Source organism: Actinomadura sp. NAK00032 (genome assembly GCF_013364275.1).
Classification (GTDB): Bacteria; Actinomycetota; Actinomycetes; order Streptosporangiales; family Streptosporangiaceae; genus Spirillospora.
The window spans coordinates 2596507-2621834 of sequence record NZ_CP054932.1 but is presented as its reverse complement, the minus strand read 5'-3'; the positions used below and the strand labels follow the sequence as shown (position 1 = coordinate 2621834).

Annotated in this window: 28 protein-coding genes, 3 tRNA genes and 1 pseudogene; 9 read left to right on the top strand and 23 right to left on the bottom strand. The window is 73.4% G+C overall.

The features are described from left to right. Positions 1-9: 9 nt before the first annotated feature. From HUT06_RS12250 to HUT06_RS12235, 4 genes are read left to right on the top strand one after another with little or no spacing between them, the layout of a single operon-like run. Entirely contained in the window at positions 10-879 is an 870-nt protein-coding gene (locus HUT06_RS12250; protein WP_176195836.1) for an ABC transporter substrate-binding protein, read from the top strand. Beyond that, positions 840-1757, top strand: a complete 918-nt coding sequence (locus HUT06_RS12245; protein WP_176195835.1) for an amino acid ABC transporter permease — start codon at positions 840-842, stop codon at positions 1755-1757. The genes HUT06_RS12250 and HUT06_RS12245 overlap by 40 nt, the downstream gene beginning before the upstream one ends. Next, positions 1754-2503 carry an amino acid ABC transporter ATP-binding protein gene (locus HUT06_RS12240; RefSeq protein WP_176195834.1) on the top strand — a complete coding sequence of 250 codons (750 nt, stop codon included), beginning with the start codon at positions 1754-1756 and terminating at the stop codon, positions 2501-2503. Before HUT06_RS12245 ends, HUT06_RS12240 begins: the two co-directional genes overlap by 4 nt. 12 nt (positions 2504-2515) lie before the next feature. Further along, positions 2516-2914, top strand: coding sequence for an NUDIX domain-containing protein (locus HUT06_RS12235; protein WP_176195833.1), 399 nt, complete (start codon positions 2516-2518; stop codon positions 2912-2914). A gap of 13 nt (positions 2915-2927) precedes the next feature. On the opposite strand, the gene HUT06_RS12230 is transcribed toward HUT06_RS12235, so the two are convergent. From HUT06_RS12230 to HUT06_RS12190, 9 genes are all read right to left on the bottom strand, one after another. Beyond that, complete coding sequence (locus HUT06_RS12230; RefSeq protein ID WP_176195832.1) at positions 2928-4304, bottom strand: NADH-quinone oxidoreductase subunit N; 1377 nt, start codon at positions 4302-4304, stop codon at positions 2928-2930. 12 nt (positions 4305-4316) lie between these two features. Then, complete coding sequence (locus HUT06_RS12225) at positions 4317-5798, bottom strand: NuoM family protein (RefSeq protein ID WP_176195831.1); 1482 nt, start codon at positions 5796-5798, stop codon at positions 4317-4319. 4 nt (positions 5799-5802) lie between these two features. Continuing rightward, entirely contained in the window at positions 5803-7422 is a 1620-nt protein-coding gene (locus tag HUT06_RS12220) for an NADH-quinone oxidoreductase subunit L (protein WP_254715134.1), read from the bottom strand. Between the two features lie 49 nt (positions 7423-7471). After that, entirely contained in the window at positions 7472-7777 is a 306-nt protein-coding gene (gene nuoK, locus HUT06_RS12215; protein ID WP_176195829.1) for an NADH-quinone oxidoreductase subunit NuoK, read from the bottom strand. Further along, positions 7767-8273 (bottom strand): NADH-quinone oxidoreductase subunit J, encoded by a 507-nt coding sequence (locus HUT06_RS12210; RefSeq protein WP_176195828.1) that lies wholly within the window; start codon positions 8271-8273, stop codon positions 7767-7769. The genes nuoK and HUT06_RS12210 overlap by 11 nt, the downstream gene beginning before the upstream one ends. Positions 8274-8298: 25 nt before the next feature. After that, positions 8299-9162 carry an NADH-quinone oxidoreductase subunit H gene (locus HUT06_RS12205; RefSeq protein ID WP_176195827.1) on the bottom strand — a complete coding sequence of 288 codons (864 nt, stop codon included), beginning with the start codon at positions 9160-9162 and terminating at the stop codon, positions 8299-8301. Beyond that, positions 9155-9985 (bottom strand): hypothetical protein, encoded by an 831-nt coding sequence (locus tag HUT06_RS12200; protein ID WP_176195826.1) that lies wholly within the window; start codon positions 9983-9985, stop codon positions 9155-9157. The genes HUT06_RS12205 and HUT06_RS12200 overlap by 8 nt, the downstream gene beginning before the upstream one ends. Then, positions 9976-10320, bottom strand: a complete 345-nt coding sequence (locus tag HUT06_RS12195; protein WP_176195825.1) for an NADH-quinone oxidoreductase subunit A — start codon at positions 10318-10320, stop codon at positions 9976-9978. Before HUT06_RS12195 ends, HUT06_RS12200 begins: the two co-directional genes overlap by 10 nt. A 105-nt stretch (positions 10321-10425) precedes the next feature. Beyond that, a complete protein-coding gene (locus HUT06_RS12190) occupies positions 10426-10890 on the bottom strand; it encodes a helix-turn-helix transcriptional regulator (RefSeq protein WP_176195824.1) in 465 nt (154 codons plus the stop codon). A gap of 169 nt (positions 10891-11059) precedes the next feature. Between HUT06_RS12190 and HUT06_RS12185 the strand changes: the two genes are divergently transcribed. From HUT06_RS12185 to HUT06_RS45590, 3 genes and pseudogenes are all read left to right on the top strand, one after another. Next, positions 11060-11620 (top strand): helix-turn-helix domain-containing protein, encoded by a 561-nt coding sequence (locus tag HUT06_RS12185; RefSeq protein ID WP_176195823.1) that lies wholly within the window; start codon positions 11060-11062, stop codon positions 11618-11620. A 113-nt stretch (positions 11621-11733) separates the two neighbouring features. Further along, the gene (locus HUT06_RS12180) at positions 11734-13779 is read left to right on the top strand and encodes an MMPL family transporter (RefSeq protein ID WP_176195822.1); all 2046 of its coding nucleotides are present in this window, start codon (positions 11734-11736) and stop codon (positions 13777-13779) included. A gap of 41 nt (positions 13780-13820) precedes the next feature. Next, a pseudogene (locus HUT06_RS45590) lies at positions 13821-14105 on the top strand (DUF6416 domain-containing protein); the annotation flags it as partial. Between the two features lie 128 nt (positions 14106-14233). Here the strand turns inward: HUT06_RS45590 and HUT06_RS12175 are convergent. From HUT06_RS12175 to HUT06_RS12125, 11 genes are all read right to left on the bottom strand, one after another. Next, complete coding sequence (locus HUT06_RS12175; RefSeq protein WP_176195821.1) at positions 14234-14893, bottom strand: phosphatase PAP2 family protein; 660 nt, start codon at positions 14891-14893, stop codon at positions 14234-14236. After that, positions 14890-15912, bottom strand: a complete 1023-nt coding sequence (locus HUT06_RS12170) for an NAD(P)-dependent alcohol dehydrogenase (protein ID WP_176201316.1) — start codon at positions 15910-15912, stop codon at positions 14890-14892. Before HUT06_RS12170 ends, HUT06_RS12175 begins: the two co-directional genes overlap by 4 nt. A gap of 103 nt (positions 15913-16015) precedes the next feature. Continuing rightward, positions 16016-16088 (bottom strand) — tRNA-Glu (locus HUT06_RS12165). A 448-nt stretch (positions 16089-16536) separates the two neighbouring features. Next, positions 16537-16609: transfer RNA gene (locus HUT06_RS12160), tRNA-Glu, on the bottom strand. A 27-nt stretch (positions 16610-16636) separates the two neighbouring features. Then, positions 16637-16708: transfer RNA gene (locus tag HUT06_RS12155), tRNA-Gln, on the bottom strand. A 100-nt stretch (positions 16709-16808) separates the two neighbouring features. Next, positions 16809-17447: a DUF2461 domain-containing protein gene (locus HUT06_RS12150; protein WP_176195820.1), complete on the bottom strand. Its 639-nt coding sequence runs from the start codon at positions 17445-17447 to the stop codon at positions 16809-16811. Between the two features lie 2 nt (positions 17448-17449). Then, on the bottom strand, positions 17450-18217 hold the full coding sequence (locus HUT06_RS12145; RefSeq protein ID WP_176195819.1) for a fumarylacetoacetate hydrolase family protein: 768 nt from the start codon (positions 18215-18217) through the stop codon (positions 17450-17452). 22 nt (positions 18218-18239) lie between these two features. Further along, a complete protein-coding gene (locus HUT06_RS12140) occupies positions 18240-19466 on the bottom strand; it encodes a cellulose binding domain-containing protein (RefSeq protein WP_217711289.1) in 1227 nt (408 codons plus the stop codon). A gap of 82 nt (positions 19467-19548) precedes the next feature. After that, on the bottom strand, positions 19549-19920 hold the full coding sequence (locus HUT06_RS12135; RefSeq protein WP_176195817.1) for an SEL1-like repeat protein: 372 nt from the start codon (positions 19918-19920) through the stop codon (positions 19549-19551). A 188-nt stretch (positions 19921-20108) separates the two neighbouring features. Then, positions 20109-20381, bottom strand: a complete 273-nt coding sequence (locus HUT06_RS12130; protein WP_176195816.1) for a hypothetical protein — start codon at positions 20379-20381, stop codon at positions 20109-20111. 9 nt (positions 20382-20390) lie between these two features. Continuing rightward, complete coding sequence (locus tag HUT06_RS12125; RefSeq protein ID WP_176195815.1) at positions 20391-20630, bottom strand: hypothetical protein; 240 nt, start codon at positions 20628-20630, stop codon at positions 20391-20393. Between the two features lie 41 nt (positions 20631-20671). Here HUT06_RS12125 and HUT06_RS12120 point away from each other — a divergent pair, with 41 nt between their 5' ends. Next, positions 20672-20854 carry a hypothetical protein gene (locus HUT06_RS12120; protein ID WP_176195814.1) on the top strand — a complete coding sequence of 61 codons (183 nt, stop codon included), beginning with the start codon at positions 20672-20674 and terminating at the stop codon, positions 20852-20854. A gap of 460 nt (positions 20855-21314) precedes the next feature. Here the strand turns inward: HUT06_RS12120 and HUT06_RS12115 are convergent, their stop codons facing one another. Then, complete coding sequence (locus HUT06_RS12115) at positions 21315-21593, bottom strand: hypothetical protein (protein ID WP_217711288.1); 279 nt, start codon at positions 21591-21593, stop codon at positions 21315-21317. A gap of 400 nt (positions 21594-21993) precedes the next feature. Between HUT06_RS12115 and HUT06_RS12110 the strand changes: the two genes are divergently transcribed. Then, complete coding sequence (locus tag HUT06_RS12110) at positions 21994-23229, top strand: Crp/Fnr family transcriptional regulator (protein ID WP_176195813.1); 1236 nt, start codon at positions 21994-21996, stop codon at positions 23227-23229. Between the two features lie 19 nt (positions 23230-23248). Here HUT06_RS12110 and HUT06_RS12105 read toward each other — a convergent pair whose 3' ends face one another. After that, positions 23249-23530: a GNAT family N-acetyltransferase gene (locus tag HUT06_RS12105; protein WP_176195812.1), complete on the bottom strand. Its 282-nt coding sequence runs from the start codon at positions 23528-23530 to the stop codon at positions 23249-23251. Positions 23531-23596: 66 nt separating this feature from the next. Further along, complete coding sequence (gene cimA, locus HUT06_RS12100) at positions 23597-25174, bottom strand: citramalate synthase (RefSeq protein WP_176195811.1); 1578 nt, start codon at positions 25172-25174, stop codon at positions 23597-23599. Between the last annotated feature and the right edge of the window lie 154 nt (positions 25175-25328).

Genomic DNA, 25328 nt, shown 5'->3' with positions numbered 1-25328 from the left:
AGGCCCCCTTTGCACCGCCGCCCCCTGGCGGCCGTCCTCACCGGACTGGCCGCGCTGACCCTCGCCGTCACCGCCTGCGCCCCGCAGGAGGACGACACCGCCACCGCCTCCAAGAGCCCCGCGTCCTGCACGAAGGACAAGCTCCCCCTGAAGACGCCCGGCAAGCTCACGGTCGCCACCGACAAGCCCGCGTTCGAGCCGTGGTTCAAGGACGACGACCCGAAGAACGGGCAGGGCTTCGAGAGCGCCGTCGCCTACGCGGTCGCCGGCAAGCTGGGCTTCACCAAGGACGAGGTGGCCTGGACGGTCGAGTCGTTCGAGTCGTCCTACGCGCCCGGCACGAAGAAGTTCGACTTCGACATCAACCAGGTCTCGGTCACCCCGGCCCGCGAGAAGGCCGTGACGTTCAGCTCCGGCTACTACGACGTCCAGCAGGGCGTGGTCGCGCTGAAGGGCACCAAGTTCGCGGGCGCCTCGAGCATCGCCGAGCTGAAGGGCGCGAAGATCGCCGTGCAGGTCGGCACGACCTCGTACCAGGCGGTCAAGAACCAGCTCAAGCCGGACATCGAGCCGAAGGTGTTCAACAACCAGATCGACGCCGTCAACGCGCTGAAGAACAAGCAGGCGGACGTGCTGCTGGTCGACCTGCCCACCGCGTTCTACGTGACCGCCGCCCAGGTGGAGGACTCCAAGATCGTCGGGCAGCTGCCGCAGACGCAGGGCGGCGAGACCGAGCACTTCGGGCTGCTGCTGGAGAAGGGCAGCCCGCTGGTCGGCTGCCTCGACAAGGCGCTCGGCGAGCTGAAGTCGTCCGGTGAGCTGGCGAAGATCGAGGAGCGGTGGCTGACGTCGGCGGCCGGCGCTCCCGTGCTGAAGTGACCGCGCGCGGGACGAGCGCGCCCGGGGACGCCGCCTGGGTCAAGAGCGAGCGGCAGCTCGACCGGGAGCACCGGCGCCGCCGCGCCGGCGTCCGGTCGGCGTCCCTCGCCACGGCGTCGACCGTGCTGTTCGCGGTCGTCGTCGTGGCGGTCGTGGTGTCCTCGCCCGGCTGGCCGCGGGTGCACGAGACGTTCTTCGCCTGGGACGAGTTCGCCGACGCGTTCCCCGACGTGCTGCGCGGCTTCTGGCTGAACGTCCGGATCTTCCTGATCGCCGAGCCGGTGATCCTGGCCGTCGGGCTGCTGGTGGCGCTCGCGCGGGGGCTGCGCAGCCCGCTGTTCTTCCCGCTGCGGGCGCTCGCCGTCGCCTACACCGACGTGTTCCGGGGCATCCCGACGATCCTGCTGGTGTACCTGGTCGGGTTCGGGCTGCCCGCGCTGCGGCTGCAGGGCCTGCCGGACGATCCGGCGGTGCTGGGCGGGTTCGCGCTGGTGCTGTCCTACGGCGCGTACGTCGCGGAGGTGTTCCGCGCCGGGATCGACTCGGTCCACCCGAGCCAGCGCGCCGCCGCGCGGTCGCTCGGCCTGAGCCGCACGCAGAGCCTGCGGTTCGTGGTGCTGCCGCAGGCGGTGCGCCGGGTCGTGCCGCCGCTGCTGAACGACTTCGCGTCGCTGCAGAAGGACACCGCGCTCGTCGCCGTCCTCGGCCCGCTGGAGGCGCTCCGGCAGGCGCAGATCCACTCGGCCGACACCTTCAACTACACGCCGTTCCTGGCCTCGGCGGTGCTGTTCATCGCGCTGACGGTGCCGATGGCCCGGTTCACCGACCATCTCGCGGCGCGCGCGGAGCGGCGCCGCGCCCCCGGAGGCGGCACATGAGCGAACCGCTGCTGCGCGTCGAGGGCGTGTGGAAGACCTACCACGCGCATCCGGTGCTGCGCGGCGTCGACCTGGACGTCGCGCCGCACGAGGTCGTCTGCCTGATCGGCGCGTCCGGTTCGGGCAAGTCGACGCTGCTGCGCTGCGTCAACGTGCTGGAGACGGTCGACGACGGCGCGATCTTCCTGGACGGCGACGACATCACCGACCCGGGCGCCGACCCCGACGACGTCCGCAAGCGCATCGGGATGGTGTTCCAGTCCTACAACCTGTTCCCGCACATGTCGGTGCTGGACAACATCACGCTCGCGCCGGTGCGCGTCCACAGGCGGCGGCGCGCCGAGGCCGAGAAGGACGCCCGGGAGCTGCTGGAGCGGTTCGGGCTCGCCGACAAGGCCGCCGAGTACCCCGACCGGCTGTCCGGCGGGCAGCAGCAGCGCGTCGCGATCGTCCGGGCGATGGCGGGGCGGCCCAGCCTGCTGCTGCTGGACGAGGTGACGTCCGCGCTCGACCCCGAGCTGGTCACCGAGGTGATGGACATCATCCGGGAGCTGAAGGACTCCGGCATGACGATGGTGCTGGCGACGCACGAGATGGGCTTCGCCCGCGACATCGCCGACACGGTCTGCTTCCTGCACGACGGCGTGCTGCTGGAGCGCGGGCCCGCCGAGCAGATCTTCACCGAGCCCGCCGAGCCGCGGACCCGGGAGTTCCTGCGCCGGGTCCTGGAGTCCCGCAGGCTGTAGGAGACTGGTCGGGTGGCGGATCTCGACGTGGTGGCGTGGGTGCAGGTGTCGGACGGCCGGATGCTCGCCGTCCGGTCGCGGGGCCGCGACCTGCTCTACCTTCCGGGCGGCAAGCGGGAGCCGGGCGAGGACGACTGGTCGGCGCTGTCCCGCGAGGTCCGCGAGGAGCTCGCGCTGGAGCTGGACCGGGCGTCCTTCCGGGAGCTGGGCGTCGTCCGCGCGCCCGCCCACGACCAGCCCGACTTCGCCCACGTGCGGATGGCCTGCTTCACCGCCGGCCACCGGGGCGCGATGACCGCGGCCGGCGAGGTGGACGAGTACGCCTACGTGGGGCGCGGCGACCGGCACCTGCTCGCCCCGGCGGCGCGGGCGGCGCTCGACCTGGCCGGGGAGCACGGTCTCCTCGGCTGACCGGGGGCGGGGCTCAGAACGTCAGGGCCACGCCGGCGCCGATTCCGAGCGCGACCGAGAGCAGCGCGGCGGCGACGGCGACCGCCGTGGCGCCCCGCGCCGGACGGGACGCCCCGTCCGGCCGCCGGAACGTCGGGACGAGCCAGCGCAGGTAGTAGAAGACGCTCGCGACCGTGTTGACGGCGGCGACGGCGGCGAGCCACAGGTAGCGGCCGTCCAGGGCCGCACCGAACATCAGGACCTTTCCGACGAACACGGCGGTCGGCGGGGTGTCGATGAAGCCGAGCAGGCAGATCACCAGCGACAGGCCGTGCAGCGGTGAGCGGCGCATGAGCCCGGCGTATCCGGCAAGGTCGTCGCGTCCGGCGGCGAGGACGACCGCGAACGCGCCCGCGTTCGTCACCGCGTAGGCGGCGAGGTAGTACAGCAGCGCGGGCTCGGCCAGGCCGGTGCGTCCCGCCATCGCGACGGGGACGAGCAGGTAGCCCGCCTGGCTGACGGTCGAGTAGGCCAGCAGCCGCCGCACGTTGTCCTGCCCGAACGCGGCGAGGTTGCCGAGCGTCATGGTGGCCGCCGCGACGACGGCGACGAGCGCGGGCCATCCGGCCGCGCCCGGCGGGAGGGCCTCGGCGCCGAACCGGTAGAGGGCGGCGAACGCGCCGATCTTCGGGACGGTCGTGACGAACGCGGCGACGGCGGGCGGCGCGCCCTCGGTGACGTCGGGGACCCAGAAGTGCCCGGGGACGGCGCCCGCCTTGAACAGCAGCCCGGCGAGCAGCGCGACGACGCCGGCGGCGACCGCCGCCGGGGGCGCGTCGGCGAGGCCCGCGCGCAGCGCCGCGTAGGAAGTGCCGCGCCCCACCCCGAACAGCACCGTCACCCCGGCGAGCATGAAGACGCCGAGCAGCGCGCCCATCAGGTAGTACTTCAGCGCGGCCTCGGTGCCGTGCGCGTCCTTGCCGAACCCGGCGAGGGCGTAGGCGGGGATGCTCGCCAGCAGGTAGGCGGCGACCAGGACCAGCAGGTCGGACGAGGCGCCCAGCACGATCGCCCCGAGCGCCGACAGCAGGATCAGGACGTAGTGCTCGCTCTCGCGCGGATGGCCGCGCACCGGCCCGGCGGCGAGGGCCAGCACGGCGAGCGTCGCGGCCATCACGGTGATCCGGGTGACGTGCGTGATGGCGTCGACCTGGAAGGCGTCGAACACCGCCAGGTCGGCGCGGGTCGCGGCCACCCCGGCGGCGGCCAGCCCGGCGATGAGGCCGGCCGCGCAGATCACCGCGACCCGCCATTGCCGCGTGCGGGGCAGGAACAGCCCGTTGACCAGGCCGAGGACGGCGGCGAGCAGGACGCACATCTCGGGGGCGAGGTCGGCGGGGTTCTCGTTCATCACCGTCCCGCGTCACCGTCCCACGAGCCCGATGACGGCGGCCGAGACGGGCTCGATCGTGTCGAGCAGGCCGCGCGGCACCACGCCGATGAGCAGCGACAGGAGCAGCAGCGGGGCGAGCGCCGCCAGCTCGGGCCGGCGCAGGTCGGTGACCCGGCCGGTCAGCTCGCCGGGCGGCCCGAGCACGGCCCGGTGCAGGACGCGCAGGAACAGCCCGGCCGTGATCAGGATGCCGACGACGGCGAGCGCGCCGGTGACGGCGGCGGCGGTCGTGCCGCTCCCGATCGTCCCGGCGAAGATCTGGAACTCGGCGATGAACCCGGACAGGCCGGGCAGCCCGAGCGAGGCGAACGCCGCCACCGCGAACAGCCACGCGAACACCGGCGCGTCCCGCGCGATCCCGCCGAACCGGCCGAGGTCGTAGCCGCCGGCCCGGTCGTGCAGGACCCCGGCCAGCAGGAACAGCGCACCGGTGACGAGCCCGTGGCTGACCATCTGCGTCACCGCGCCGGTCACCGCGAGGCGCCGCGCGTCGGCGTCGCCGGAGGCGTACCCGGCCGCGCCCAGCGCGAGGACGATGTAGCCCATGTGGTTCACGGACGTGTAGGCGATGAGCCGCTTGACGTTGTCCTGCGCGAGCGCGACCAGTGCCCCGTACAGGACGCTGACCAGCCCGACGACCAGGAAGACGAGGGCGTAGCGGCGCCAGGCGTCCGGCAGCATCGGCATCGCGATCCGGACGAGGCCGTAGGTGCCCATCTTCAGCATCACCCCGGCGAGGATCGCCGACCCGGCGGCGGGCGCGTCGGTGTGCGCGGGCGGCAGCCAGGTGTGGAACGGGACGACCGGCGTCTTGATGCCGAGCCCGATCGCGACGGCAATCAGCGTCAGTCCGGCGAGCCCGCCCTGCGGCGGCGGGTTCCGGGTCAGCTCGACCATGTCGAAGGTGTTGGGGTCGGCGCCGAGGTAGAGGCCGATGAAGCCGAGGAGCAGGACCAGCGAGCCGAGGAAGGTGTAGAGGAAGAACTTCAGCGCCGACCGCGACCTGTCGCCGTGCCCCCACAGCAGGATCACGAAGTACATGCCGACGATCGACAGGTCGAAGAACACGAAGAACAGCAGGAGGTCGAGGGCCGCGAACAGGCCGAGGCACACCGTCTCCAGGAAGAGGAACAGCATCGCGAACGCCCGCACCCGGTGCGTCTGCCTCAGCGAGTACACCGCGCAGGCCGCGAACAGCACGGCGGTGAGGGCGAGCAGCGGCAGCGACAGGCCGTCCACGCCGACGTGGTAGCCGGCCCCGACGGACGGGATCCACCGCGCGTCGGTCTCGTAGGAGAGCCCGCCGCCCGTGCCGTGCGCGGCCCACATCCAGGCGACGAGCGCGACCTCGGCGAGGCTGACGGCGGTCCACGTCCACGGCACCGCGCGGCGCGGGACGGCGGGCAGCACGGCCGCGACCAGGACGGGCAGGAAGATCACCAGTGTCAGCATCGGCTCACCCGGCCAGGACCGCGACGACGACGAGCACCGCGAGCACCACCGCGGCCTGGGCGTAGTACAGGTGCACCTGCCCGGTCTGCGGGCGGCGGGCCAGGCCGGCGAGCGCGCGGGCGGCGCGCGCAACGAGGGCCGTCACGCCGTCCACCCGGATCTCGACCCGGCGCCCGGCCAGGCCCGCCGCCCACCGGCCGCCCCGCGCGGCGCCCCGGACGGCGCCGTCCACGACCCGGTCGTCGAACCGGGCCAGCGCCCGCGCGGCGGCGAACGCCGGACGGACGACGACGGCGCCGGCGGCCCGCTCCAGGTACAGCCACTCCGCCGCCCACCCGGGCGCCGGGATCCGCCGGGCGGCGCCGACCGCGCCGGCCGTCAGCACCGCCAGGGCACCGGACAGGACGAGCACCCAGAGGTCGGGGCCGCCCTCGTGCGGCATGCCGAGCATGTCGCGCCAGGCGTCCGCCACCGCGGGCAGCCCCAGCACCCCGAGCACCGCTGCCGCGAAGGCCAGCACGACCAGCGGAGCCTGCCCGAGGACCGGCACTCCAAGCGCCGCGCCCTCGGCGGGACGGAACACCGCGAACAGCGCCTTCGCCGCATAGGCGGCCGACAGCACCGACGCCGCGAGCGCCACCGCGAGCAGCCCGGCGGGCAGCCCGCGCAGCACCTCGTCCTTCGTCACCCACAGCGACAGCGGCGGGACGCCCGCCAGCGCCAGCGCCCCGACGCCGAACGCGGCGCCGACGAGGCGGTGCCGCCGTGCCGCGCCGCGCAGGTCGTCCAGCCGCTCGGTCCCGAGGGCGGTCAGCCAGGCGCCCGCGCAGAGGAACAGCAGGCTCTTCACCGCCGCGTGCGCGACGAGGTGGGCCGTCGCCCCGCCGACCGAGCCCGCGCCGGCGCCCAGCACCATGAACCCGATCTGCGCGCACGTGGACGCGGCGAGGAGCTGCTTGAGGTCCTGCTGTGCGAGCGCGACGGCGCCCAGCACCAGGGCGGTCACCGCGCCCGCCCACGCCACGAGCGTGTCCGCCCAGCCGGTCGCGGCCAGCAGCGGATGGACGCGCATCAGCAGGTACGCGCCGGCGGCGACCATCGTGGCCGAATGCAGCAGCGCCGACACCGGACTCGGGCCCGCCATGGCCCGCGCCAGCCAGAACGAGAACGGCAGCTGCGCCGACTTGCCCAGCGCGGACACCACGATCCCCGCCGCGATCAGGTCCCGCCAGGGGACGTCCGCCTGCGCGAGCGCGTCGAGCCGCAGCGAGTGCGCGCCCGCGAGCGCGAAGCCGGCCGCCGCGTACAGGCCCATGTCGGCGGCCCGGGTCGTCAGGAACGCCACGTCCGCCGACCGGACCCGTCCGGCGTCCGGCCACGCGTAGCCGATGAGCGCGTACGACATCGCGCCCATGACCTCCCAGCCCATCAGCAGCATGAGCAGGTCCGTGGCGGTGACCGTGACCGCCATCGCCGCCGCGAACAGCAGCATCAGCGCGTAGAAGCGGACCCCGTACCGCTCCCCCGCCGCGAACACCAGCACCGCGACCAGGACGACGGCGAGGGTCACCAGCAGCACGGCGGACAACCCGTCCACCGCCAACCCGCCCAGCCGGAGGATCATCCCTGCTCCCTGTGGGGGGCGACCCCCCACACCCCCCGGTTCGCTTCGCTCATCCTTTGAGATCCCCCGCGTCATCGGTCATGTCCACGTCGCGCGCCCGGAAGAGGGCGGTGACCACGGCGAAGCCCATCGCCATCTCCAGCGCCATCACGGTGATCGCGACCAGCACGAGGACCTGACCGTCCGGCAGGCCGGGCGACACCCAGAACCAGAACCCCGCCGCCGCGACCACCACGCCGTTGATCATCAGTTCGAGGCCCATCATCAGCATCACGACCGACTGCTGGGACAGCGCGCCGAACAGCCCGACGCAGAACAGCGCGGCGGCCAGCAGCAGGAACGTCTCAAGCGTCATCGCCGTACCGCCCCCGATGCGTCGCCAGCACCACCGCGGCGATCATGGTGGCCAGGATCGCGATCCCGATCACCATCATGACCAGCATCTTCGGCCCCATGATCGACTCGCCGAGCGCGAACGTCGGGTCGCGGGGCGGGCGGCCCGCGCGCTCCGGCCACGGCACCGCGAAGATCCCGGCGGCGAGGGCGGCGAACAGGGCGACCGAGATCCCGGCCGCGCCGCGCGCGTTGTGCATCATCGTCATCGGCATCAGCCCGGCCGGGTTCATCATGTACATGACCATGAAGACCGCCATCACCAGCATCTCCATGATCATCATGAGCACGACCAGCACGCCGAGGTAGTGCAGGTCGATCAGCAGCAGTTCCGCGCCCACGCACAGGAAGGACGCGAGCAGCGCGAACGTCGCCCGCGCCATCGAGTCGACGACGAACACCGCGGCGCCGGCCGCGACCGCGAGCACGGCGAGCACCCAGAACGCGGCGTCCTCCATGGGCTCCCTCCTCTCAGCCGATCCTTCAGACCACGACGATCCCGACGACGAGCATCTGCAGCAGCACGGCGGGGATCAGCACCGTCCACGCCGCCGCCATGGCCCGGTCCATGCGCAGCACGGGCACCCGCCCGCGCGTCCACACCAGCAGGGCCAGGACGGCGCACGCCTTCACCAGCGACCACAGCCACCCGGGCAGCAGCGGACCCGCGCCGCCGCCGAGGAACAGCGGGACGGCGACAGCCGCCGCCACCGCGAGCAGCCCGTACCGGCCGGCCAGGAGGACGAGCCGGTCGGGGCCGGACAGCTCCGCCATCGCGCCCCCGGCGAGGTCGCCGCCCACCGGATGCCCGAGCGGCCCCCAGAACGTCATCGCCAGCGTCGAGAGCAGGTAGACGGCGAACGCGACCGGCATCCAGACCGCGAACCACAGGCCGTGCTGCGCCGCCGCGATGACCCGCAGGTCCAGCGAGTGGGCGCCCAGCGCGGCGGTGATGAGCGCGAACATGTGCGGCAGCTCGTAGGCGAGGCCCTGCGCGAGGAACCGGTACCCGCCGACCAGCGCGTACGCCGAGTTGACGCCCCATCCGGCGAGCCACACCGAGGCCCAGGCCACGACCTCCATGGCGTTGAACCAGACGACGCCGACGCTCGACCCGACGGCCACCCGGTCGCCGAAGGGCACCACCAGCGCCGCGAGCGCCGCCGCCACCGGCAGCGACACCACGCCGACCGTGGTCAGCAGCCGGTCGGCGCGGTGGGTGGCGCGCCGCTGCAGGGTCAGCAGCCGCACCGCCTCCTGGAACGGCGCGGCCGGACGTCCGGCGAGCGCCCCGCTCAGCGTCGCCGCCGCGACCGCCAGCGCACCGATGACGACCACCTCAACCATCGGCGAGCGCCCCCAGATCGGGGTCGAGGCTCGCCACGATCAGCCGCGCCTCGCCCAGCTCGGCCCCCTCCAGCAGGGACGGCAGCGCGTCGAGCGCCTCCGCCGCCGGTATCGGCCGCCGCGCGTCCTCGCCTTCGATCTCCCGGAGCCATCCCTCGACCCGCTCCCGGACCCCGCCGAGCCCCCGTGTCATCCACCGCAGGACGACCGAGCGCCGGACCCCGCGGGTGAACGGCGCCGACCGCTCGGGCGCGAGGCCGCCGGCCAGGGCCTCGTCGCGCAGCACGGCGGCCCGTTCCGCCGCCGCGTCCCAGCCGGCGACGCGCAGGAACCGGGAGAGGCTGTCGAGGCGGGCCGCGACGCGCCGGTCGTCGGTCCAGAAGGTCCCGTCCGCCCGGTCGACCGCCGTGGCCTCCGCGGCCTGGACGACGTCCCCCTGCAACGTCAGGTCGAGGCGCAGCCCGGCGGGCCAGTAGGGCAGCACCGGCCCGAGCGGCACGTGCAGGACGTCCAGCCGCAGCCCGTCCCGGTCGTCGGCCCGGTCGGCCATCTCCGCACCGGACTCCAGCGCAGGGCGCTCCCCGCCTCCGCCCGCACCGTCCAGCCCGCGCCGCCTCGGCTCCGGCATGTCGCGCCAGACGGTCTCGATGGCCTCGGCCAGCGCCGGCCCGGGACGGCCGCAGACGACGAGCGTGCCCGTCTCGGCGGGGGCGAGCGCGGGCCGCCACCGGCGCCGCCGCAGTTCGGCCTCGACCGCGAGCCGGTCCGCTGTGCCGTCCGCCGCCGCCACGACGAACGGGCGCGGGTCGCCCGTCACGTCCACCGCAGCGCCCCCTCCCGCCACGCGTAGAGGACGCCGACCAGCAGCAGCGCCAGGAACGCGAACATCTCCACGACCGCCTTCACGCCCACCGACGCGACGACGAGCGCCCACGGGTACATGAAGACCATCTCCATGTCGAAGGCCAGGAAGACCATCGACACCGTGTACCAGCGCACGTGGTAGCGGGACAGCGCGTGCTCGGCCGGGCGCGCCCCCGACAGGAACGGCCCGCTCCCGAACCCGCGCGGCGCCAGCGCGGACGAGGCCGCGTACACGCCCGCGACGAGCGCGAGGACCAGGCCGACCACCGAGAGGGCGACGGCGTACGGCGGCATTGCCCCTCCGGGGTATCAGTGGACCGACTAGTCCGCCTCTACCTGATCAGGAGGGTCGCGAAACATCGCCCCGGCCCGGAATGTCCGGCCCGGTCGGCGTCCGCCCTAGGCGTTGCGGTCGCGGTCGGCCGCCGCGGCGGCGAGGATCATCTCGTCCACGACCCAGCGGGCCTGCGGGGACAGGTCGACGAGGGCGCGCAGCACCTCCGGCCGGATGACGCCCTGCTCCACGTCCCGCCGCAGCGCCTGGATCGTGAGGTCGTCGCCGATCGGCGCGGACTCGCCGGCGAAGCCGAAGTAGCCGATCGGCACGCCGAAGAACGTGGCGAGCGCGGTCAGCGTCTTCAGCTGCGGGTTCTCCTGCCGGCCGGTGCGCAGCTTCCAGACGGTCGTGGACGAGATGTCCTCGCCGGTGGCGCTCGCGATGGCGGCGGCCGTCTCGACGTTGTTGCGCGGCGGCGCGGCGTCCGCCGGCCACAGGTTCCGGATCAGCCACTCGACCTTCTCGGCCAGCGACGCCCCCGGTGCGTCCGGTGCGTCCGCGTGCTCGCGCATCATGCCCCTCCCCATGTCAGTGATTTTAGTTGACCACATCAACGCTCGTCAGCCAAGGACACGCGCCGGGCGGGACCGGAGAGCCAGGCGGTGCCTCCCCCTCAGGTCGCAGCCCCTCCCTCCCGCCGCCGAACTTTGCCGAGACCCGTTGCAAAGGGCCTTTGCAACTCCTAGCGTCAGCGGCATGAAGGAGCAACCGACTCCCGAGGTGATCACCGATCCGGCGCAGGTGCGGCTGCTCGCGCACCCGCTGCGGCAGCGGATCGCCGAGGTGCTGCGGCGCGGGCCCGCCTCGTCCACCACCCTCGCCCGCGAGCTCGGCGAGAGCACCGGGTCGACGAGCTACCACCTGCGGCAGTTCGCCAAGCACGGGTTCGTCGAGGAGGTCCCGGAGCTGGCGCGCGGGCGGGAGCGCTGGTGGCGGGCGGTGCCCGCCGACCGGCGGCTGCCGCCCCACCGCGAGCAGTCGCCGCAGATGCGGGCGGCCGTGGCCGAGGTGACCCGGCTGGAGTTCGCGAACGAGCTGGAGATGCTCGACCGCTACCTGCGCGAACGCGACGGTCTCGGGCCCTGGGCGGACGCGCTGCTGTACTCGTTCGGCACCGTCACGCTGACGCCCGACCAGGTGCGCCCCTTCTTCGAGGAGTACATCGCGCTCCTCTACCGCTACAAGCGCGCCGACGACGACCCGCCGCCCGGCGCGCGCACCCTCCACGCCAGGTTCCTGGCGTTCCCGGAGGTCTAGAGCCCGGGCCGCCGAGTTGCCCCTCGCCGGCCCGGACGGGCGGAAGCCCGCGTCACCACGCCGAACGGCGTGTTCCACGCAACGCAAGCCCCCACCGGAAAGGAGAGCACCTCATGCTGCTCTCGCGCAAACGGCGGCTGCTCACATGGGCGGTCCTGCTGACCTGGATCGTGGTCACGGTCCTGGCGGCGCCCCTCGCCGGCCGCCTCTCGGACGTCGTCCAGGCGAAGTCGTCGGCCGAACTGCCGCGCGGCGCCCAGTCGACGGAGGTCGACGAACTCGTGTCCCGCTTCCCCGGCGGCGAACTCGCGCCGGGCGTCATCGCCTACGTGCGGCCGGCGGGCCTCACCCCGGCCGACCGCGCGAAGGCCGAGGCCGACCGGCGCGCCCTCGCCCCGCTGGCCGCCGGGCCGATCGGGCGGCCCGTCCCGTCCGCCGACGGCGAGGCGCTGATGCTCACCGTGCCGCTGCCGGACGACGACGCGCTCACCGACCGGGCCGAGCGGCTCCGCGACCGGGCCTTCTCGAACGCCCCGCCCGGCCTGGACGTGCGGCTGGCCGGCCCGGCGGGCGCCACCCTCGACATCGGGGACGCCTTCGAGAAGGTCGACAAGCCCGTCCTGATCGCCACGGTCGCGCTGGTCGCCGTCGTGCTGCTGCTCACCTACCGCAGCCCGGTCCTGTGGCTGCTGCCGATCGTCAACGCGGCGATCGCCCTCCAGGTGACGGGCGCCGTCGTCTACCTGCTCGGCGAGCACGCCGGCCTCTACGTCGCCGACGGGACGTCCACGATCCTGAACGCGCTCGTGTTCGGCGTCTCGACCGACTACGCGCTGCTCCTGCTCGCCCGCTACCGCGAGGAGCTCCGCCGCCACCCCGACCGGCACGACGCGATGCGGGCCGCGCTGCGCCGCGCCGCCGCGCCCATCGCCGCGTCCGCCGCGACCGTCTCGCTCGGCCTGCTCTGCCTGCTCGCCGCCCGCATGGGCTTCAACTACGCGCTCGGCCCGATCGGCGCCATCGGCGTCGCCGGCGGCCTGTTGGTCGTCATGTCGCTGCTGCCCGCGCTCCTCGTGGTCCTCGGCCGCTGGGTGTTCTGGCCGCGCATCCCCCGCTACGGCGACGCCCCGTCCGGCCGCGGTGCCTGGGACCGCGCCGGCCACCGCATCGCGGCCCGCCCCCGCCTCGTCTGGGTGGGCGGCCTGGCCGTCCTCGGCGCGCTGGCCGCCGCCTGCCTCGGCATCAGCACCGGCTTGGACCGCGCCCACTTCCTCACGAGCACGCCCAGCTCCGCCATCGGCGAGAAGCTGCTCGCCCAGCACTACCCCGGCGGCCAGGGCCGCCCCCTCCAGGTGATCACCGAGCGGCCGGACGCCGTCACCGCCGCGCTCCGCGACGCCTCCGGCGTGGCCCGCGTGGGAGCGCCGCAGGCCTCCTCGGACGGCCGCCTGACCCGCTTCGACGTCGTCCTCACCGCGGCGCCCGACAGCGCGGCGGCGAAGCGGACCGTCCGGGACCTCCGCGCGGCCGTCCCCGACGCGCTGTTCGGCGCGAGCACCGCCGCCGAGATCGACCTGGCCGACGCCCAGGCCCACGACCGCAAGGTGGTGATCCCGCTCGTCCTGGCCGTCGTGCTGCTGGTCCTCATCGTCCTGCTCCGCGCGCTGGTCGCCCCGCTCCTGGTGGTCGCGACCGTCGTCGCGTCCTACTTCGCCGCCCTCGGCGCCTCCTGGCTGCTGTTCAGATACGCGTTCGGCTTCCCCGCCCTCGACATCCAGGTCGCGCTCATGGGCTTCCTGTTCATGGTCGCCCTGGGCGTGGACTACAACCTGTTCCTCGTCTCCCGCATCCGCGAGGAGGCGGGCCGCGCCGGCCACCGCGCCGGCGTCCTGCGCGGCCTCGGCGTCACCGGCGGCGTCATCTCCAGCGCCGGACTCGTCCTCGCCGCCACGTTCGGCGTCCTCGGCGCCATGCCGGTCACGATGATGGTGCAGATCGGCGTCCTGGTCTCCCTCGGCGTCCTCCTGGACACCTTCTTCGTCCGCTCGGTCATCGTCCCCGCCCTGGCCCTGGACACGGGCCCCCGCTTCTGGTGGCCCGCCCGCAGCACCCCAGCCGCGAAACCACACGACCGACCAAAGGAACCAGCCCACCCCTGACCCACCGAAAAGGCGGAGGGACCGGGGGTCCCTCCGCCACCATGTCCACCAACACCCATCCCCCAGGGAGGTTCCCTTCCATGCGTCTCCATGACGACGACCCACGGTGGAACGAGCGCAGCGGCGGTTCCGGTCACGACGGCCCCGAATGGGCGCCGGGCGACGAGGACAAGGCCCTCGCCCCCGCCCACGTGATGGCGGGCTCCCTCAACGGCATGCACAAAGGCAACGAAGCGGCAGGCCGCCGCTTCCCCTTCTGCTGGTGGGAGAAGGACGGCGGCGCCTCCTACGCGGCCAGGACGCAGACCGCCCGCATCTTCGACACCGCGCTCAACGCCGCCGAATTGGCCGCGTCCCGGGGCGAGGTCCTCGCGTTCGCCTCGCCCGCCGACCACGTGCGGCCGATCCACCCTCGTCCTGACCGACGCCGAGGCGGCGTGGGACGGGTGGGTGTTCAGCGGCTTCGCCGGCGTCCGCCCTCGCGGGTGAGGGGGCGCCACCGGATCAGCAGCGACAGCAGAACCGGGCCCAGGGCGAGGCTGAACAGGACGTCGGTGAGCCAGTGCTCGTCCGCCACCGTCAGCGCCGCGGCCGTGACGCAGCCCGCCGCCAGCGCGATGCCGCGGCGGCGGTGCGCGGGCAGCCGGACGGACGGGAACGCGATCACCAGCAGCTCCAGGATGAGCCAGATGAGCACGAACGCGTTGAGGGTGTGGCCGGACGGATAGGCGTTCCCGTGGGCGAACAGGACGTCGGTGCCGCTGAAGGGATAGGTCCGCGGGATCGCCGCCTTCAGGCCGGTCTGCAGCAGCGACAGCCCGCCGACGATCACCACGCTCACCAGGAGGCAGCGGGGCGAGCGCGTCCGGACGGAGGCGATGACGGCCAGCGGAACGATGACCACGACCAGGTCGCCGCGCTGGCCGAGCTTGGTGACCAGGTGGACGGCCGTGAGCAGCCCGCCCCGCACGTGCGCGTCGCAGAACTCGTGGACGGTCCAGTCGAGCCGCCTGAGCGGGCCGTCGAGGAGCACGTCCACGGTGACCAGCACCATGACCGCGGCGGGGAGCGCGTACAGCCCGGCATGCCCGCGCACCGCCGCCTCCGCCCTCACGGCGTGAGGATCGCGCGGCCCCGCACGCGTCCGGCGTCCAGGTCGCCGACCGCGGACTGGAAGTCGTCCAGCGCGTACTTGCGCGTGTGCAGCGTGACCGCGCCGCGGGCCGCGAGGGCCATCAGGTCGCACAGGTCGTTGTAGGAGCCGACGAGGTTCCCGATGATGTTGATCTCGGCGGAGATGACGTCGATCGTGGGGACGTCGATGTTCTCGCCGTAGCCGACCACGTGGTAGTCGCCCGCCTCGCGCAGCATCCGCAGGCCCTCGGCGGTCGTGCCGCCCTCGCCGACGAAGTCGAGGACGACCTCGGCGCCGCCACCGGTGCGGTCGAGGACCTCGCCGACATGGTCGCCGTCCGCGACGATCCCGTGGTCGGCGCCGATCTCGGCGGCCAGCCGCACCGCGTCCGGCTCGCGGTCCACCACGATCAGCTCGGCCGGGCTGATCGCCTTGAGCACCTGGACGCCGATGTGCCCGAGGCCCCCGGCCCCGATCAGCACGCACCGGTCGCGCGGGGTCAGCCGCCGCGCCGCCTTCGCCGCCGCGTGGTAGGCGGTGAGGCCCGCGTCGGCGAACGCCGCGACGTCCGCCGGCTCCAGCGACTCGTCCAGCTTCACCACGCTGCGCGCGGACGTCTTCAGGTAGTCGGCGTATCCGCCGTCGGAGTCGATGCCGGGGAACCTGCTGTCCGCGCAGTGCACGTCGTCCCCCGACCGGCACGCCCGGCACAGCCCGCAGGTGACGATCGGATGCAGGATCACCTTGTCGCCCTCGGCGACGTTCGTGACCGCCGGCCCGACGGCGTGCACCCACCCGGCGTTCTCGTGCCCGATCGTGTAGGGCAGCTCCACCCCGGACTTCTCGGCCCATTGCCCTTCGAGGATGTGCAGGTCCGTCCGGCACACCCCGGCCCCGCCGATCCTCACCACGACGTCGAACGGCCCGTCCGCCACGGGAACGGGCACCTCCGCCATCCGCAGGTCCTCGCCGTACCCGACGACCCGCACGGCCCGCATAGCGCTGCTCATGGACACGCCCATACCCACGCACGCCGGTGATGATCGCCCGGGGAAACCGCACCCGGAAAAAGAAAAAGCCGCAGGTTCCCCTGCGGACGTGTACCCCCGAGCGGATTCGAACCGCCGTTACCGCCTTGAGAGGGCGGCGTCCTAGGCCACTAGACGACGGGGGCCGGACATTTCACCCGGCGCGATCTCCCGCCCGGGCCTCGCCCAGCCTACCGGACGCAGCCCCCCACCTCGACCAGATTTCCCCCGCACGCCCCACCCGACCCACGCCCACGCACGACACAAGCCTTCAACGACCAGCGCTTCCCACACAGCCCGGCCGCCAAGCACACCGCCGATTTCCCTGCCGCCCACCACCCGCGCCAGCCGCTCTGCCCCCAGCAAACAAACACACCGACTCGTCACATCGGCTTCAAAGCGAGAGGCAGATCAAGAGACTGTGCATGCCCGCACAAAAAAACGTTCTTGGGCGATGCAGAAGAAGATCCCCGAGTACGCCCCAGCCACCGTGAGGGCGAAGCCCGAACATCGGGGGGTTCCAGGGGGTCGCCCCCTGGAGGACACCAGACGGCGGCGAAATCGGCCAACGGCCGATGAGCAGCCGTAGGCAAGTACCCCCGAGCGGATTCGAACCGCCGTTACCGCCTTGAGAGGGCGGCGTCCTAGGCCACTAGACGACGGGGGCGTGTGTCCGCCTGCAGGACGGACGCAGCTGGGGTACCAGGACTCGAACCTAGACTAAGTGAACCAGAATCACTCGTGCTGCCGATTACACCATACCCCAGTGAGGTACGAGCTTCCGTTCCGTTTCCGGCTGGTCGCTCGCGCCTCGATGAGAATACAGGGTCTTGGGAGAACCGCCAAAACGATTGGCGGGGCGGGTCTCAGCGGGTGAAGTCGGGCGGCCCGATGTGCCGCCGGCCCCAGTCCACGAGGGGGCGCAGGCGCCGCCAGGTGGTCCGTACCCGCGTGCGGACCTCGCCGGGGTCCGCCGCCCAGGGGTCGGCGGGCCAGCCCGTGTGGGCGTAGAGGGAGCGGTGCCGCAGGAGTTCGAGGCGCGGGTGGTCGGGGGGCGTGCCGCGGGGGCGGGTCTTGAGCCGGTCGCCGGCGATCTCCAGGCCGGCGGCGCGGAGGTCGTCCACGATGGCCTGGAGCTCGCCGCCGAAGGTGTCGGACGCGACGGCTTCGCGGTAGCGGCGGAGCTGCTCGGGGGTGGGCGCGTACATCCCGCCCGCGACCATCAGGCCGTCGGCGTCGACCTGGATGTAGAACCCCTCGGAGGTGTGGCCGCCCTGGTGCGTCTTGTAGGGCGTCTTGTCCTTGCTGAAGCGGACGTCCCGGTACGGCCGGAAGAGCTTGACCGCGCCGAACTCCTCTTCGAGCTCGGCGCACAGCTCGGCCAGCGGTTCGCGAACATGGCGCTCGTAGGTCGCCTTGTGGGACGTCCAGTAGGGCTTGCTGTTGTCGCTCTGCAAGCCCTCGTAGAACGCGAACGCCTCGTCGGTGAAGCCGCCGAACGCCATGGCTAGTCGCGGGAGACGACGCGGTTGGTGAGGCTGCCGATGCCCTCGATGGTGACGGTCACCTCGTCCCCGATCCCCATCGGGCCGACGCCGGCGGGGGTGCCGGTGAGGATGACGTCGCCGGGCAGGAGCGTCATGACCTGGCTGACGTACTCGACGAGGGCCGGGATGCCGTGCAGCAGCAGGGACGTCCGGGCGTCCTGGCGGACCTCGCCGTTGACGGACGTGGTGATGGCCAGGTCGGCGGGGTCGATCTCGGTCTCGATCCAGGGGCCGATGGGGCAGAACGTGTCGAAGCCCTTGGCCCGCGTCCACTGCCCGTCCCGCTGCTGGAGGTCGCGGGCGGTGACGTCGTTGGCGCAGGTGTAGCCGAGGATGACCTCGGCGGCGCGGGCGGCGGGCACCTCGCGGCACAGGCGGCCGATGACGACGGCGAGCTCGCCCTCGTGGTCGACGCGCTCGGACAGCTTCTCCGGGTACATGATCGCCTCGCCCGGGCCGATCACGGCGGTGGACGGCTTGGAGAAGATCACCGGTTCGGCGGGCGGCTCGGCCCCGCCCATCTCGCGGACGTGGTCGGCGTAGTTCTTCCCGATCGCGATGATCTTGCTGGGCAGGATCGGCGCGAGCAGCCGGACGTCGGCGAGCGGGAGGCGCTGCCCGGTGAACGTCGGCTCACCGAACGGGTGGGCCGCGATGGCGGCGACGGTGTTCTCCTCCACCACACCGAAGGACACGCCTTCGTCGATGGAGAACCTGGCGATACGCATGGTCGAGAGCCTAGTACCCCGGTCAGAGGCCGCATGCCTCGCCGTTGAGCTCGCAGCCCCTCGGGGTGGACGCCCGTCCCGCCGCGCCGTACTGGATCTCCCAGGTGCCGCCCGGCGGGATCGCGCGGGCGCCGTCCAGGTTCCGGATCTCCACCTCGGTGCCGCCGTGCACGAGCGCCGCGCCCCAAATGTTCTTCACGTCCGCGCCGGGGGCGCTGAACGTCAGCGTCCACGTCCTCATGGGACGGCCGGTGCGGTTGGTGATGACCATCTTGCCTTCGAAGTACCCCTCGTCCTGCTGGACGAGCTGGTAGGTGATCCCGTCGCCGCGGACGAGCGGGCCGATCGGGACGGTGGTCACCGGCGGCGGCCCGCTGGGCTGCCCCGCGGGCGGCCGACCGTTCGCGGGCGGCGCCGCGGGCGGCGTCTTGCCCGGGGAGGGCGCGCCGGACGACGGCACCGGAGCCGGGCCGCCGGTCGCGGGGGCGGACGCCGCCGGAGACGCCGGCTTCGGGGCGGCCTCCTCGTCCTTCGAGTCGCTCCCCGAGAACAGGAGCACCACGAGCGCCGCGGCGGCCAGCAGCACCACGGCGCCGACCACGGCGATCAGGATCATCGGACGCCTGGAGCGCGCCGGCGGCACTCCCCCCGCCGGCACTCCCCCGGCCGGCCCCGCCGGGGCGGTCGCGTCGGGCTGGGGGCCGGTCCCGGCGAGGTCCGGTGCCGGCATGGCGAAGGCGGCCGCCGGATCGCCCGCGCCTGAAGCCGCCGTCTCCTGCTCCGCGCCGAACTGCTCCGTCCACGGCATCTCCCGCATGAGCGGCACGGGCGGAGCCGGGGGCGCCGGCCGTGCCGGCTCCTCCCGAGGCGGGGCGTGCTCTTCGAGCCGGATGTCGGAGACGGTCGCGGACGCCTTCGCCGGCTCATCGCGGGACGTCACGCCCGGGCCCTCGGCGGCGAGATCCCGCGACGTCGCTTCGGGATCGTCCTCGGGGTCGTCTTCCGGATCGTCCTCGGGGTCGTCTTCCGGGAGGTCGCCGAGGGTGACGTCCGGAGCACCGGCCAGCTCCTCCACCGGGACGTCCTGGACCGTCGAGTCCGCCGGGCCGTCCGCGGGTTCGTCGACGAGGGTGGCATCGCCGCCCGTCCCCGCGTCCCGCGCGGCCGGGCCGCCGGGGACACGGAACTCGGCGGTCGTCTTGTGGTCCGGGGGCACGTACCCGGGCTCCTCGCCGCTCAACTCGTCCACCCTCCGCCGTCGTCGATCTCATGGAGTCCGACGACGGGCGAAGCGGTTCGGTTCATACCGACCGGGCGGCGTCCGGAGGGGGTCAGCCCGCCGGGGCGGGCTCCAGCCCGCGGCGCGCGGCCTGCCGCAGCTGCCGGTTGAGCATGTCGGTGATGAGCTCGATGGCGTCCGGGCTGGTGGTGTCGAGGGCGCCGCTGAGCCAGCGGGCGGCCTCGGCGATCAGCTCCCCGGCCGCGTCGCCGGCGGTCCCGGCGTCGGCCAGCCGCCCCAGCACGGCGCCGAGGCGCAGCGCGGCGTCGGCGCAGCCGGACTCGGCGGCCCGCCGGTACCAGCCGGCGGCCTGCTCCAGGTCGCCCTCGTGCTCGTACATCTCCCCCAGGCCGAAGGCGACATCGGCCCATGTCCCGTCCGTGGGACGCCCAAGGTCCTCGGGGGTCCAGGGTCGAGCGGGCATACGATCACTCCGGCGAGTCGGTTCGATGGGCGCGGGCACGCGGGAATGCCACGCGTGCCGTGCGGAACCCCATAGTGGACGCCGTTGACGAAATCCGCCACCGGTTTAGCCGAGTTTGGCGAACTTTCTGCGCAGCCGCCCCAATACCGCTGGAAACATCCTCGTTCGTGCGAACGACCGGTTCCGCGTCAGCGCCGCCACGGAGCGGCGGCCGCGGCGAGCGCGGCCGCCGCGCAGAGGACGGCGGGCCGGGCGTCCGGCCGGTGGCGCAGCTCGGCCGCGATCACCAGGGCCGCGGCCCCGGTGACCACGATCCGCATCGTGCGCGGCAGCGCCTCGCCGGACGTCCGGGCCTCCGGCACCGGAGTGAGCACCACCCGGGGGTGCGCCGCCCCGGACGGCTCGTCGAGGGTCGTCGCGGCGAACGCTCGCCCCGCCGCCGCGATCCGCGTCTCCTCCATCTCGGCCTCCTACACTCCTGGCCGCTGCGGGCCCGCGACGGCCGGCGCGGTCTCGATGACGGCGGCGGGGTGGTCGCGCGACACCACGTTGGCCAGCATCCCCGCGCGGCTGCGGGGCGGGCCGCCGGAGCCGGCGCGGAAGATGACGCTCCGGGTGCGGTACCCCATCAGGGCGAGGTAGCCGACGAGGGCCAGGAACAGCGAGGCCGGGACGAGTATCCACAGGTAGAGGGTCAAACCGCCGATCATCTGCACGCTCCTCTCAGTCCGGCTGGAGGATCGGCGCCTACGTGTCCGGCCGCCAGGGAGAGCGCACCGTGCTCCGCGACGCGCGCCGCCTCGGCGGCGGGATCCTGCTGTCCGCGCCCGCGCTCGCCGATCTGGTCGAGAGCGGTGCCGCGCTGCCGCTGGTCACCCGCGAGGCCGACGCGCGGGACGGGCTGTTCGACGCGCTGCGCACGCGGCGCGCCTGACCCGCGCCCCGCCGGTCGTGGCCGTCCGAGAGCGGCCACGGCCGGCGAGACCGCCGCTTCTTCGCGCACAAGTCCCTCGGCTCCGGTGCCCGCCACCGCCGCCGCGAAGGGACGCGATGCCATGGCCCGCGCGACGCCCGTCCGCTGGCGCGACATCGCCGAAGGCGCGCCGCCCATCTCGGCGAGGTCCTCGGCTACCGCGAGGCCGGCCACCACGACGAGAGCGGGGCCCGCCTCCCGGACGACGATGAGCAGCGGTTCTTCGGCCTGGGCGACCGCGCGGCGGACACCGTCCTCGAGACCGTCCGGACGGCGTACTCCACCGGGGGCGAGGCGTCCGATCACCGTGACGGTCTGGCCCGCCGACCGTACGCGGCTGCGCTACAGCGCCGGGCGGGTCCCCGGCGACGTGGCGGGGCCGCCGGGCTCGGGCGGGGCGGCGTCGGGCGCGGACGCCGGGTCAGACGAAGCGGACGAGCATGAGGTCGCTGTCGGGGGTCTCGCGCCAGTAGAAGGCGCCGGGCTCGCGGGACATGCCCTCGATCTCGCCGGCGATGATCAGCGCGCGGTTGATGCAGTCGGTCTTGTTGTAGCCGGTCTGCTCCTGGAGGCGCTGGAGGGCCTGGACGGCCTTGCCGGTCAGGTTGACCGTGACGCGCTCGCTGTGCGGGACCGGCTCCGCCCGGGGACTCCCGGCGGACCCGCCCGAGGTCTCGGAGGCTGCTCGGGATGTCGTCATGAGCGCTCACTCCTATCCGGGGCGCGAGGCCCGTCCCCGCGCCTTCCGGCGCCGGGACCGGAAGGCTCCGCCGGTCAGGCGACCATACAGCCCTCCGTCAGCAAATCCATGCCCAACGTACAGCATGCAGAACAAGGGTTCCCCGGTCGGCGGGACGAGAAACCTGCGTTATCCCTGTCTTGCCATCGAGCGATATAACAGTTACCGAGTTACAGACAGTCTTCGTATGGCTTTCATATGTATCTCATCCTAGTCTCGATGGTGGGAGACGTGGGGACGGAACCGACGCCGAGAGGCCGGACGGCACTACGCCCGGCCCTTCCGGGGGAAGGAAGACTCCGTGGAGCCGAACCGCTGGAGGGCGCGGTCGCGGAGGCGCACGGCCTCGCACGCGGGCACGATGAACGCGAAGACCGTGACCGCGGTGACGCTGGGGGCCGTGGTGCTCGGGTACGCGGTGGGCGGCTCGGCGACCGCCGCCGTCAGCGGGTTCCTGACGTTCCTGACCTTTCCGGCGGTGGCCGTGGCGAACGCCCTCGTCCAGTACCTGAAGGCCGGCACGCTGCGGGAGACGCCCGGACCGCCGGTGGTGGCCGCGGCGGCGGCGCCCCGCATGCTCGCGGTCCCCGGCCTGCCCGCTCCGTCCGGCACGGCGGCGTTCTGGGACGCGCTGACGCCCGCCGAGCGGTACGACCTCGCCGCACGCGCGCGCCGGCACGTCTACCGCGCCGAGGAGGTCCTGTGCCGGGAGGGCGGGATCGCGGGCGAGGTCATCGTGATCCTGTCCGGCTGGACGCGGGTGTGGGTCCGGGAGGGCGCCGAGCAGCGGATCATCGCGTTCCGGGGCGCCGGGGAGCTGGTCGGCGAGCGGGCGGCGCTGATGGTGCGGGACCGGTCCGCGACCGTCACGGCGGAGAGCGACGTCCGGGCGCTGCGCGTCGACGCCCGCGACTTCGCGGCGTTCCTGGACCTCAACCCGCGCGTGCGGGCCGTCCTGGAGCAGCAGGTGTACCGGCGGCAGGTCGAGAAGCACGACTTCAAGGACGTGCGGGGCAACTGCTCGATCCTCATCACCGACATCACGCGGTTCAGCTCGCCGCTGCGCACCGACGCCGACCGCGAGTACGTGCTGTCCGTGATGTACGGCCTGCTGGAGGAGGCGTTCGGCGCGTCCGGCCTCGACCTCGGCCGGATCTACCAGGAGGACCGCGGCGACGGCGCGCTCGTGGTGGTCCCGCCGACCACGCCGACCGACACGGTCGTCGACCCGATGCTCGCGCACCTGGCCGCGCAGCTGCGGCGGCACAACCGGCGCGCCGCCGAGGCCACCCGGCTGCAGCTGCGCGCCGCGCTGCACGTCGGCCCGGTGCGGCGCGGCCCGAAGGGGGTCGCCGGGACGGCCATCATCACGGCGCGGCGGATGGTGGACGCCCCGGCGGTGAAGCGCCGCGTCGCCGAGACCGGCGCCGACCTGGCGTTCGTCACGTCCGACTTCGTGTACGACTCGGTGATCGCGCCCGCCCCCGGCCTCGTCGACCCGGGCCGCTACTCGCGGGTCCGGGTCCGGCTGAAGGACGCGTCGCTGTCGGCGTGGCTCATGCTGGAGGGCGGCGGGTCCAGGCTCCAGGCGGTGTGAGGGTCGGGCGGTGTGCGGGTCAGGACGCCACGAGATCCTGGTAGTCGGGGTGCTTCTGGATCCACTTCTTGATGAACGGGCACAGCGGGACGGCCGACAGGCCCTTCCCCCGCACGTCGTCCAGCGCGCCGCGCGCGAGCGCGCTCCCGATGCCCTTGCCCTCGAACGCCGAGTCGACCTCGGTGTGGGTGAAGACGACGGAGCCCTCCCCGCGTTCGTACTCGGCGAACCCGGCGAGGTCTCCGTCCACCCTGATCTCGTAGCGGCTCTTCCCGGCGTTGTCACTGATCTCGGTGCTCATGCCCCGATAATGCCCCGAGGGCCGGCGGCATTCCCCGGCGGGCCGCCCTTCGCGCGCGGCGGCGCCTCAGCCGGCCTCGCGGCCCGCGCGCAGGAGGCAGTAGGTGACGGCCTCCTCCAGCGCCTGCCAGGACGCGGCGATGACGTTGTCCTCGACACCGACCGTGCCCCATTCGCGCTCGCCGTCGCCGGACTCGATCAGCACGCGCGTCCGGGCGTCGGTGCCGTGCGCGCCCTCCAGGATGCGGACCTTGTAGTCGACCAGCTCCAGCCGCGCGAGCTCCGGGTACAGCCGGCCGAGGGCGAGGCGCAGCGCGTTGTCGAGGGCGTTGACGGGGCCGTTGCCCTCGCCGGTCGCGATGATCCGCTCGCCCTTGGCGTGCAGCTTGACGGTGGCCTCGCTGACCATGGAGCCGTCGGGGCGGCGCTCCACGATCGACCGCCACGACTCGACGTCGAAGTGCCGCTGCCGGACGCCGGTCAGCTCCTCGCGCAGCAGCAGCTCGAACGAGGCGTCCGCGGCCTCGAAGGTGTAGCCGGTGGACTCCAGCTCCTTGACCTTGGCCACGACGGCCTTCGCCTTGTCGCCGGACAGGTCGTAGCCCAGCTCGCGGCCCTTCAGCTCGACGGACGCGCGCCCGGCCATGCTCGACACCAGCATCCGCATGTCGTTGCCGACGGTGGCCGGGTCGATGTGCTGGTACAGGTCCGGGTCGACCTTGACTGCGGACGCGTGCAGGCCCGCCTTGTGCGCGAACGCCGACACCCCCACGTACGGCTGCTGCGAGCTGGGCGCGACGTTGGTGACCTCGGAGACGGCGTGCGCGATGCGGGTCATCTCGGCGAGCTGCGCGTCCGACACGAGGTTCATGCCCCGCTTGAGCTGCAGGTTTCCGACGACCGTGAACAGGTTGGCGTTGCCGCTGCGCTCGCCGTAGCCGTTGGCGCAGCCCTGCACGTGGGTGGCGCCGGCCTTCACCGCGGCGAGCGTGTTCGCCACCGCGCAGCCGGAGTCGTCGTGGCAGTGGATGCCGACGCGGACGCCGTACCCGACGACCTCGTGGACGACCTCGGCCAGCTCGTCCGGCAGCATGCCGCCGTTGGTGTCGCAGAGCGCGACGACGTCCGCGCCCGCCTCGGCGGCGGTGCGGACGGCCTCCAGCGCGTAGGCGCGGTTGGCCTTGTGGCCGTCGAAGAAGTGCTCGGCGTCCAGGAAGACTCGTTGGCCCTCCGCACGCAGGTGGGAGACCGTGTCGCGGATCATCGCGAGGTTCTCCTCCAGGGTGGTGCGGAGGGCCAGCTCGACGTGCCTGTCGTGGCTCTTGGCGACCAGGGTCACGACGGACGCGCCGGATTCGCGCAGGGCGGCGACCTGGGGGTCGTCGGCCGCCTTCACCCCGGCCCGGCGGGTCGCGCCGAACGCGGTGAGCCGCGCGTGCCTCAGGTCGAGCTCTGTTCGAGCGCGCCTGAAGAACTCGGTGTCCTTGGGGTTGGCGCCGGGCCAGCCGCCCTCGATGAAGCCGACGCCCAGGTCGTCGAGGTGCCGCGCGATGGCGAGCTTGTCGGGCACGGAGAGGTTGAGCCCCTCCTGCTGGGACCCGTCGCGCAGGGTGGTGTCGTAGACGTGGAACGCGTCGCCTTGCATTGGTGAGAACCCCCAGAGGGTGGCGCCAGGGCACAAAAAAGACCCCTCACGGACGTGAGAGGTCTGCGCGCCGGCGGTGTCCCGTTAGCTGCCGGCGCGCCAGCCGATAATGACGAGGCTGTTGCGCATGATGCGCTCCAGTCTGCCATACGGG